Raw genomic sequence first — 9,641 nt, 5'->3', positions numbered from 1 at the left:
GACACCGAGATCCCGTCCCCGGTCGCCGGCACCCTGGTCGAGATCAAGGCCGAGGAGGACGAGACCGTCGAGGTCGGCGCCGTCCTGGCCCTGGTCGGCGACGGCTCCGGCTCCTCCGACTCCGACGGCGGCTCCACCGACGACGCGGACACCGAGGACGAGTCCGACGCCTCGGCCGAACAGATCGAGGAGAAGGCCACCCAGGCCGAAGCTCCCGAGAAGACCGAGGAGGCGGTCGAGGAAGCCGCGGACGAGGACGCCGGCCAGGACAAGGGCGGCGCCAAGCCCGAGGAGACCTCGGCGTCCGAGGAGGACGCCAAGCGCGCCGACCGCGAGCGTCAGGACGCCGACACCCCGACGGCCTCCGAGCCGGGCCAGGGCTACGTCACTCCGCTGGTGCGTCGCCTGGCCAAGCAGCACAACGTGGACCTGTCCACCGTGCGCGGCACCGGTGTGGGCGGTCGCATCCGCAAGCAGGACGTGCTGGCCGCCTCCCTGGCCGCGGGCGAGGCTGCCTCCGGCACCGAGAAGACGGCCGCCGAGACCCAGGCCCCGGCCGCTGCCGCCTCCGCTCCGGCCGCCGCCGCCGAGTCCTCCGTGGACCCGTCGGTCCGCGGCAACACGGAGAAGGCCCCGCGCATCCGCCAGGTCATCGCCCAGCGCATGCGCGAGTCCCTGGACCTGTCCACGCAGCTCACCCAGGTGCACGAGGTCGACCTCACCCGCATCGTGAACCTGCGTGCCCAGGCCAAGGCCTCCTTCCAGGAGCGCAACGGCGTGAAGCTCACCTACCTGCCGTTCATCGCCCAGGCCGTGGCCGAGGCGCTGAAGCAGCACCCGAAGCTCAACGCCTCGTTCTCCGAGGACAACAAGGAGATCACCTACCACGCCTCCGAGGACCTGGCGATCGCCGTCGACACCGACAGGGGCCTGCTCGTCCCGGTGATCAAGGACGCCGGCTCGCTGAACCTCTCGGGCCTTGCGCAGAAGATCGCCGATGTGGCGGACCGTGCCCGCACCAACAAGATCGGTGCGGACGAGCTGTCCGGCGGCACCTTCTCGATCACCAACATCGGCTCGGTCGGCGCCCTGTTCGACACCCCGATCATCAACCAGCCGCAGGTGGCCATCCTCGGCACCGGTGCGATCGTGAAGCGTCCGATGGTGGTCACCGACGCCGACGGCAACGACTCGATCGGCATCCGCCACATGATGTACCTGTCCCTGACCTACGACCACCGTCTGGTGGACGGCGCGGACGCCGGCCGCTTCCTGATGACGCTGCGCCAGCGTCTCGAGGCGGGCGAGTTCGGTCACGAGCTGGGTCTCTGACGAAAGGAATCCCCCGCACACCATGGACTTCACCGACGTCCTCCGCCTGATCTTCCTCGCCCTCCACTTCATCTCGGTGGCAGCGGTGCTGGGAGGCTGGTTCGCCAACTTCAAGCGTCCGACCGTCACCACCTCGCAGTGGTGGGGTGCGATCGGCATGCTGGTCTCCGGCATCGCTCTGGCCGCGATCGTCTCGATCGTGGGAGATGCGAACCACATGAAGCTCGGCATCAAGCTGCTCGTCGGAGTGATCGTCTTCGTGGCGGCCCTGATCGGACGCCGCAAGATCAATTCCGGTGAGTCGGTCGGCACGGGCCTCGCCCACGCCGTCGGCGGCATGGCGCTGATCAACATCCTGGTGGCGGTCTTCATCTGATCGTCGGCGGCACACGCCGTCAGCAGCAGGGGTCGGCCCGGTGAGCATCGCTCGCCGGGCCGGCCCCTTCTCCGTGTCCGGGGAACCGGCGGCCCACGCCCTCCCCGGCGGTCCGCCCCCTCCGGCTGCGCCGTCGTCACGACGACGGCCGCTCACCTCGGGCGCACCTCGCTCACCTTCCAGCCGTCCTCCGTCCGCTCCATCACAAGGGTCGCGGCGTCACGTCGCGCGACCTCCGCGGTGAGCACCTCGCCGTTGCCGTCCACGAGCCGGTGAGCCGAGGTCTCCAGCACCACGGGGACGGCCGCCACGGTCGGCCGCTGCCCCGATCCAGCGTCAGCCTCACCGTCCGGTGTCACGGACAGCTCCAGGCCGTCGAACCGCGTGTCTTCTGCCCGGAGGCGTTCGATCACCGTGCGGTCCGCCATGCCCGCGTCCGAGTCGGGGACCGCGTAGGCCGCCACGGCGGCGGCGTCGGCGTGGGCGAGGGCCCTCGCACGCTCTGTGGCCACCCGTTCGAGCACGTGCGCGTCGGGAAGCGCGGGGTCCGCCTCCGGCCTGCGACCGTCGGTTCCGGCCGTCTGCGAGGCAGCAGTGTCCGGCCCCGCTCCGGACGGCGGGGCGTCGCCCTGTTCTCCGGACGGCGGGGCATCACCCTGTCCTCCGGACGGTCTTTGGCGCGGATCAGCCGTTGCTGTCGAATCCGTAGCTGCGGCGGCCTGCCTCGGCCGTGTCGGCTCTGTCCCGCCCTGCTCCCGCAAGTCGTGCGTGTCAGCCGGTGCGAAGAGCATCAGCGCTGTCGTCATGGCTGCAGCGGCCGCCGCGAGTCCTCCGGCGGCCGGCAGCATCCGGCCCCGCCTCCGGCTCGGTCGAGCGCGCCCCGAGCGTCCCGGTGCCGTGGGCGCCGGCCGCACCGTCGGCAGGACGAGCGCCACCTCCGGGGAGGCCGATGCGTGCAGGAGGACGGGCTCGCACTCCCCCGTGGCATACAGCGCATGGGCGAACTCCTCCGCGCTCGGCCTGTGTTCGGGCACGGGGTCGAGGCAGGCGTCCAGCAGGTCGGCGAGCTCTGCTCCGGCGTCCGGGACCAGCACCGGCAGCGGCGCCCGGTCGTCGAACCCGGCCGGCGCCCGCCCGGTGAGGCAGAACCAGGCGACGGCGCCGAGGGCGAACACATCCGCCGCGGCGCCTGGGGCCCCGTCCCCGTGCGCCCCATCCACTGTCTCCGGCGCGGCGAACCCGGGGGTGCCGCCTGCACGGTCCTGCCCGCCCAGCAGCCGCGAGGCACCCAGGTCGGACAGGGCAGGCCGGCCGTCGACGTCGAACAGGATGTTGGCCGGGGAGACGTCCCCGTGCACGATGCCCTCCTCATGCAGGGACTGCAGGGCTTGGGCGATCGGCACCACGGCCGTCCGCATCCGGGCCACCGGGAGCGGACCGCCGGCACGCACGAGCGCGGCCAGGCTCCCACCTGCCAGCAGCTCGGTGAGCAGACCGGTGCCGCGGTCGGTCTCGACCTCACCGAGCGGCGCCACGAGGTGGCGGTGGCGGTGGTGCCGCAGCGCGGCCGCCTCCTGGGCCAGGCCCTCCGCCCCGCCGGGCAGCGGCACCTTGAGCGCCGCCTGCTCCCCGCCCGGCCCGCGGACCTCCCAGACCTCCGCGTCGGCGCCGGCGCCCAGCCGGCGCCCCACGGTCCACCCGGGCACCCGGGGCCTGCCCGGCGGCTCCGTCTCCTGCGGCGCGTGCTCCCGCCCACGCTCGCCGCCTCCCTCTGCCCCGGGGCCTCCCCGGGGCGTGTCCCCGCTCTCCTGCGAAGCCTGCATCTTTGAGCTCCCTCGCGTCCGGCTCGGCGTGACCGGTGCGGTCCCGCCACGGCCATTCTGGACGCACCACGCCGTGCCCCTCTGAAGTTATCCACACCCTGCCTGAACCGATAGAGTGGCGGGCATGTCTGAGCTCTCTGTGCCCCCGGTGCGCGTCCTCGGCTTCGATCCCGACTTCGTCGACTACCGCGAGGCGTGGGACCTGCAGCGATCGCTGCACGCTCAGGTCGTCTCCGGCGCGTCCGAGGGACAGATCCTCCTGCTCGAGCACTCCCCCGTCTACACGGCCGGCCGCCGCACCGAGGACGCCGAGCGCCCCAGGGACGGCGCCGAAGTGATCGACGTGGACCGCGGCGGGAAGATCACCTGGCACGGACCGGGCCAGCTCGTGGGCTACCCGATCGTCCGGCTGCGGGACCGCGCCCACGTGAAGGACTTCGTCTGGTTCATCGAGGAGCTGCTCATCCGCACCGCGGCCGAGTACGGGGTCACCGCCGTCCGCGTGGACGGCCGTGCCGGCATCTGGTGCCTGGCAGACCGGGCCCCGGACGGCGCCCAGCGCCCCGACCGCAAGCTCGGCGCCATCGGCCTGTCCATCCACGAGGGCGTCTCGATGCACGGATGGGCCCTGAACTGCTCCAACTCGCTGGAGCCGTTCTCCACGATCATCGCGTGCGGCATCGCCGACGCCTCCACCACCACCCTCTCCGCGGAGATCGGACGCACGGTCACCCCGGCCGACGTCCGTCCTGTGCTCGAACGCCACCTCGCCGAGCTCGCCCCGCAGTACATCTCCACCGCCGACCCGGAAGGACACCCCGCATGAGCCCCGCACCCGAAGGCCGCCGCCTGCTCCGCGTCGAGGCGCGCAACGCCGAGGTCCCGGTCGAGCGCAAACCGGAGTGGATCAAGGCCAAAGTCCACATGGGCCCGGAGTACATCGGTCTGAAGAACAAAGTGAAGCGCTCGGGCCTGCACACCGTCTGCGAGGAGGCGGGCTGCCCCAACATCTACGAGTGCTGGGAGGACCGCGAGGCCACCTTCCTCATCGGCGGCGACATCTGCACGCGCCGCTGCGACTTCTGCGACATCGCCACCGGCAAGCCGCGTCCGCTGGACATGGAGGAGCCGCAGAAGGTCGCCGAGAACATCCGCGAGATGGGCCTGCGCTACGCCACCGTCACCGGCGTGGCCCGAGACGACCAGAAGGACGGCGCGGCCTGGCTGTACGCGGAGACCATCCGCAAGGTCCACGAGCTGAACCCGAACACCGGCCTGGAGATCCTGCCGCCGGACTTCGGGGCCGTGCCGGAACTCGTCCAGCAGGTGTTCGACGCCCGCCCGGAGGTGTTCGCCCACAACCTGGAGACCGTGCCGCGCATCTTCCGCAAGATCCGCCCGGCCTTCACCTACGAGAAGTCCCTCAAGGTCCTGTCCATGGCCAAGGAGGACGAGCTCGTCACCAAGTCGAACCTCATCCTCGGCATGGGCGAGGAGGACCACGAGATCGACCAGGCCCTCGTGGACTTGCACGAGGCCGGCTGCGACATCATCACCATCACCCAGTACGTGCGTCCGTCGAAGCTGCACCACCCGATCGACCGCTGGGTGAAGCCGCAGGAGTTCGTGGACTGGTCCAAGCGCGCCGAGGAGATCGGCTTCGCCGGCGTCATGGCCGGGCCGCTGGTGCGCTCCTCCTACCGTGCCGGCAAGCTCTACGCCTCGGCGCTGGAGAAGCTCGGCCGGACCCTCCCGGAGCACCTGTCCCAGCTGGCCGGCGAGTCCACGGCGCGCCAGGAGGCCGCCGCCGTCGTCGCCCGGATGGGCTGATCAGCGCAGGTAGACTGGAAAGGCTATGGCCAAGAACTCCGCATCCTCTCAGCCCGGCTCGCCGTCGCCCTCCCTCAAGGAGGTCAAGGCGATGCAGCGCGACCGCCGTCGCCAGATGAAGGCAGACAAGAAGTCCGACCGCGCGGCCAAGCGCGCCGAGCGCAGCCGCAAGCCCGGCATCATCACGCAGCTGAAGCAGGTCTTCAGCATGACCCGCCAGCACTACCCGAAGCTGGTGCTGTGGATGGTGCTCGCCTTCGTGGCGACCCTGCTGGTCGGACTGCTCATCGGCCTGCTGCTGCACAACTGGATCACCTGGCTGCTGATCTCCATCCCGTTCGGCGTCCTGGCGGCGATCATCGTGATGAACCGCTTCGCCGAACGCGCGATGTTCGCCCAGATCGACGGCCGCCCGGGTGCCTCCGGCGCCGCCCTGTCCACGCTGAAGCGCGGCTGGATCGTCTCCCAGGAGCCGGTCGCCGTGAACCCGCGCACCCAGGACGTCGTCTACCGTGCGATCGGCCGCCCGGGCGTCGTCCTGGTGACCGAGGGCCCGTCCAACCGCATCGCGAAGCTCGTGAACAAGGAGGAGCGCGCCATGAAGCGCTTCCTGCCGAACGTGCCGGTGCGCGTCGTGGAGACCGGTCATGGCGAGGGGCAGGTCCCGCTGCACAAGGTCGTCAAGACCCTCAAGGCCATGGAGAAGAAGCTGACCAAGCACGAGGTCAACGCGGTGGACAAGCGCCTGTCCGCCATCGGCTCCGCCAAGCTCCCGATCCCGAAGGGCGTCGACCCCATGAAGGCCCGCCCGGACCGCCGGAGCATGCGCGGACGCTGACCGGCCCGCTTCCCGCACCGCGGACCAGACGATGACGGACCGTCACCTCGCGAGGTGACGGTCCGTCGTCGTTGTCCCGCCCGCGACACCGTCCGGCGCCCGGCGCCGAAGGCCCCGCACGCAGGCGCCTCGGTCTCACATGACGAGCTCCACGGTGCCGGCGGCCTTGTCGTGGAGGCTGCGGCCGTCCGGGTCCACGATCATCAGCGGCAGCACCAGGCACAGCAGGACGGTGCGCAGCAGGATCCTGTGCACGGGCGCGGTGGAGCCGCCGCCCAGGGGCACCACCTGGATGCGGACGAGGGCCTTGCCCACCGTGGTGGCGAGCAGGGACAGGCCGAGTACGTGCATGACGGCCAGGGCGATGAGGGTGGCCAGGGCGTTGCCGCCGAAGAAGACGTTGGAGATCACCAGGGCGATGGCCCAGTCGATGCAGAGCGCGCCGATCCGGCGCAGGGGGCGAGCCAACGAGCTCGGCCCGGACTCCGGCAGGCCGAGCCGGTCGCCGGGCCACCGGCCGGCATGGATGTTGCCGCCGGGCCCGTCCACCCAGCCGGCCATCTCCCGGCGGGTGATCAGCGGCTCGCTCCGGCCGCCCTGGGGTCGCTGCTGCCGCGGGGTCTTCTCGTCTCTGGCCACCCCACCAGCGTAGTCGGGGTCCGCCGGCGGCGCGTTACACGCCGGAAACACCCACGGCATGACCGCGTCACGCCGCTCACGTAGTGTGAAGGAAGCTCCACGGCGGAAGAACTCCTGCCGCGGACGCCCCCCACTGCCACACAAGGAAGGCCAGGCGAGAACAATGTTCAGCTCTGTCGAGGAAGCCCTCACGTTCATCAAGGAGGAGGGCGTCGAGTTCGTGGACATCCGCTTCACCGACCTGCCGGGCGTCCAGCAGCACTTCAACGTGCCGGCCACGACCGTGGACGAGGACTTCTTCCGGGACGGCCAGCTCTTCGACGGCTCCTCCATCCGTGGCTTCGCCGGCATCGCCGAGTCTGACATGCAGCTGATCCCGGACATCGCCACCGCCTACGTGGACCCGTTCCGCATCCGCAAGACCCTGGCGATGAACTTCTCCATCGTGAACCCGCGCACCGGCGAGCCGTACCACCGCGATCCGCGCGGTGTCGCCCAGCGTGCCGAGGAGTACCTGACCGCCTCCGGCATCGCAGACACCGCGTTCTTCGCCCCCGAGGCCGAGTTCTTCGTCTTCGACGATGTCCGCTACGAGTCCTCTCCGCGAGGGTCCTTCTACGCGGTGGACTCCGAGGAGGCCTGGTGGAACTCGAGCCGAGAGGAGGCAGGCGGCAACCTGGGCAACAAGATCCGTCAGGGCGGCGGCTACTTCCCCGTCTCCCCCATCGACAAGCAGGCGGACCTGCGCGACGAGATGTGCGCCGTCCTCGGCGAGGTCGGCCTCGAGGTGGAGCGCTCGCACCACGAGGTGGGCGCGCCCGGCCAGGCCGAGATCAACTACCGGTTCAACACCCTCACGCACTCGGCGGACGACCTGCAGAAGTTCAAGTACGTCGTCAAGAACGTCGCCGAGCAGTTCGGCAAGACCGCCACCTTCATGCCCAAGCCGGTGTTCGACGACGGCGGCTCCGGCATGCACTGCCACCAGTCCCTGTGGACCGACGGCGAGCCGCTGTTCTACGACGAGAAGGGCTATGCCAACCTCTCGGACACGGCCCGCTGGTACATCGGCGGCCTGCTCAAGCACGCCTCCGCCGTCCTGGCGTTCACCAACCCGACCGTGAACTCCTACCGCCGCCTCATCCCGGGCTTCGAGGCGCCGGTCTCGATGGTCTACTCCCAGGGCAACCGCTCCGCCGGCATCCGCATCCCGATCACCGGTTCCAACCCGAAGGCCAAGCGCATCGAGTTCCGCGCCCCGGACGCCTCCGGCAACCCGTACCTGGCCTTCGCGGCCCAGCTGATGGCCGGTCTGGACGGCATCCGCAACCGCATCGAGCCGGCCGAGCCGATCGACAAGGACCTCTACGAGCTCCCGCCGGAGGAGGCCAAGGACATCCAGAAGGCCCCTGCCTCGCTGGAGGAGGCGCTGAGCGCCCTCGAGGAGGACCACGAGTTCCTGCTCGCCGGCGACGTCTTCACCGAGGACCTCATCCAGGCCTGGATCGACTACAAGCGCGAGACCGAGATCGCCCCGCTCGCCGCCCGCCCGAACCCCTACGAGTTCGAGCTGTACTACTCCTGCTGACGTCATAGCAGGGATTCCGCGGGCGTAGTCCGCGAGGAGTCCGCGCAGCCCCGCAGCCTCTCTCCGGAGGGTGCGGGGCCGTCGTCGTGGTGGCCGGCACGCGCCGGCGGCGCGGAATAACGACGACGGCCCGGGCGCTGGCACTGACGACCCACCGTCGTCTGCCCACCGGAGGACCACCATGACCGCGCTGCCGATCTCGATGCTCGACCTGGCCACCGTGAAGCCGGGACGGACGGTGGCCGAGGCCCTGTCCGAGTCCGTGCAGCTCACGCAGGCCGCCGAGGAGCAGGGCTTCACGCGCGTGTGGTTCGCCGAGCACCACAACATGCCGGGCATCGCCTCCTCCGCCACCGCCGTGCTCCTGGCCCACGTGGCCACGCAGACCTCCACCATCCGGCTGGGCTCCGGCGGCGTCATGCTGCCCAACCACTCCCCGCTGGTGATCGCCGAGCAGTTCGGCACGCTCGCCGAGCTCCATCCGGGACGCATCGACCTCGGACTGGGCCGTGCCCCGGGCACCGACCAGCGCACCCTGCAGGCCCTGCGCCGCTCCCCCGACGCCGCCGAGGACTTCCCCCAGGACGTCCTGGAACTTCAGGGCTACCTGCGCGGTGAGTCCCGCCTGCACGGCGTGGACGCGTACCCCGGCAAGGGGACGGACGTGCCGCTGCACATCCTCGGCTCCTCCGCCTTCGGCGCACAGCTGGCCGCCCGCCTCGGCCTGCCCTACGCCTTCGCCAGCCACTTCGCCCCGGACATGCTCGAGCACGCCGCGCGGATCTACCGCGAGACCTTCCAGCCGTCCGAGCAGCTGGCCGAGCCCCACTTCATGGCGGCGATGAACGTGGTGGCCGCGGACACCGAGGAGCAGGCCCGTGCCGAGTACGAGCACGCGCTGCGCCTGCGTGTGCAGATGCTGGTCGGCCGCGGACGGGACTACACCGACCAGGAGCTCGACCTGCTCATGGACTCGCCCGCCGCCGCGCAGGTGATCCGCATGGTGCGGCACACCGCCGTGGGCACCGGCGAGCAGGCCGCCGCCCACGTCCGCGACTTCGCGGCACAGAGCGGTGCGGACGAGGTGATGGTGACCGCCATGGCCCCGAGCCTGACGGTGCGCCGGCGCACGGTCGAGCTGCTCGGCGAGCACGTGGTGCGCGGCTGACGGACCGGTGGCACGCGGCCGTCCCTCCGAGGGAGTCTCCGGCGCAG

At 71.0% G+C, this 9,641-nt stretch carries 9 protein-coding genes; 7 read left to right on the top strand and 2 right to left on the bottom strand.

Features of this window, described 5'->3' with window-relative positions; translation table 11 throughout:
* A partial coding sequence (gene sucB, locus HMPREF2863_RS07820) for a 2-oxoglutarate dehydrogenase, E2 component, dihydrolipoamide succinyltransferase (protein ID WP_246828855.1) occupies positions 1 to 1,332 on the top strand: 1,332 nt, incomplete at its 5' end.
* Between the two features lie 22 nt (positions 1,333 to 1,354).
* A complete protein-coding gene (locus HMPREF2863_RS07815; protein WP_067188633.1) occupies positions 1,355 to 1,708 on the top strand; it encodes a hypothetical protein in 354 nt (117 codons plus the stop codon).
* A 152-nt stretch (positions 1,709 to 1,860) separates the two neighbouring features.
* On the opposite strand, the gene HMPREF2863_RS07810 is transcribed toward HMPREF2863_RS07815, so the two are convergent.
* A complete protein-coding gene (locus HMPREF2863_RS07810) occupies positions 1,861 to 3,414 on the bottom strand; it encodes a serine/threonine-protein kinase (protein ID WP_070639258.1) in 1,554 nt (517 codons plus the stop codon).
* A gap of 241 nt (positions 3,415 to 3,655) precedes the next feature.
* Here HMPREF2863_RS07810 and lipB point away from each other — a divergent pair, with 241 nt between their 5' ends.
* The 3 genes from lipB to HMPREF2863_RS07795 are packed head-to-tail and all read left to right on the top strand — an operon-like array spanning position 3,656 to position 6,199.
* Complete coding sequence (gene lipB, locus HMPREF2863_RS07805) at positions 3,656 to 4,357, top strand: lipoyl(octanoyl) transferase LipB (protein WP_070639256.1); 702 nt, start codon at positions 3,656 to 3,658, stop codon at positions 4,355 to 4,357.
* Positions 4,354 to 5,361, top strand: a complete 1,008-nt coding sequence (lipA, locus tag HMPREF2863_RS07800) for a lipoyl synthase (protein WP_067188640.1) — start codon at positions 4,354 to 4,356, stop codon at positions 5,359 to 5,361. The genes lipB and lipA overlap by 4 nt, the downstream gene beginning before the upstream one ends.
* A 25-nt stretch (positions 5,362 to 5,386) precedes the next feature.
* Entirely contained in the window at positions 5,387 to 6,199 is an 813-nt protein-coding gene (locus tag HMPREF2863_RS07795) for a DUF4191 domain-containing protein (RefSeq protein ID WP_067188643.1), read from the top strand.
* A 135-nt stretch (positions 6,200 to 6,334) separates the two neighbouring features.
* On the opposite strand, the gene HMPREF2863_RS07790 is transcribed toward HMPREF2863_RS07795, so the two are convergent.
* Entirely contained in the window at positions 6,335 to 6,838 is a 504-nt protein-coding gene (locus HMPREF2863_RS07790; protein WP_067188645.1) for an RDD family protein, read from the bottom strand.
* 163 nt (positions 6,839 to 7,001) lie between these two features.
* Here HMPREF2863_RS07790 and glnA point away from each other — a divergent pair, with 163 nt between their 5' ends.
* Together glnA and HMPREF2863_RS07780 are read left to right on the top strand one after the other, a co-directional pair.
* A complete protein-coding gene (gene glnA / locus HMPREF2863_RS07785; RefSeq protein WP_070639254.1) occupies positions 7,002 to 8,426 on the top strand; it encodes a type I glutamate--ammonia ligase in 1,425 nt (474 codons plus the stop codon).
* A 181-nt stretch (positions 8,427 to 8,607) separates the two neighbouring features.
* Positions 8,608 to 9,594 (top strand): LLM class flavin-dependent oxidoreductase, encoded by a 987-nt coding sequence (locus HMPREF2863_RS07780; RefSeq protein WP_070639251.1) that lies wholly within the window; start codon positions 8,608 to 8,610, stop codon positions 9,592 to 9,594.
* The last annotated feature ends 47 nt before the right edge of the window (positions 9,595 to 9,641 follow it).

The sequence above is a fragment of the Micrococcus sp. HMSC067E09 genome, from assembly GCF_001812555.1.
Taxonomy (GTDB): Bacteria; Actinomycetota; Actinomycetes; order Actinomycetales; family Micrococcaceae; genus Micrococcus; species Micrococcus lylae.
This window is presented reverse-complemented; position numbering and strand designations above follow the sequence as displayed.

Bases quoted from the DNA above. Each gene is read 5' to 3' on its own strand.
- lipB (WP_070639256.1), top strand. From the start codon at position 3,656: ATGTCTGAGCTCTCTGTGCCCCCGGTGCGCGTCCTCGGCTTCGATCCC.
- lipA (WP_067188640.1), top strand. From the start codon at position 4,354: ATGAGCCCCGCACCCGAAGGCCGCCGCCTGCTCCGCGTCGAGGCGCGC.
- HMPREF2863_RS07815 (WP_067188633.1), top strand. From the start codon at position 1,355: ATGGACTTCACCGACGTCCTCCGCCTGATCTTCCTCGCCCTCCACTTC.
- HMPREF2863_RS07795 (WP_067188643.1), top strand. From the start codon at position 5,387: ATGGCCAAGAACTCCGCATCCTCTCAGCCCGGCTCGCCGTCGCCCTCC.
- HMPREF2863_RS07780 (WP_070639251.1), top strand. From the start codon at position 8,608: ATGACCGCGCTGCCGATCTCGATGCTCGACCTGGCCACCGTGAAGCCG.
- glnA (WP_070639254.1), top strand. From the start codon at position 7,002: ATGTTCAGCTCTGTCGAGGAAGCCCTCACGTTCATCAAGGAGGAGGGC.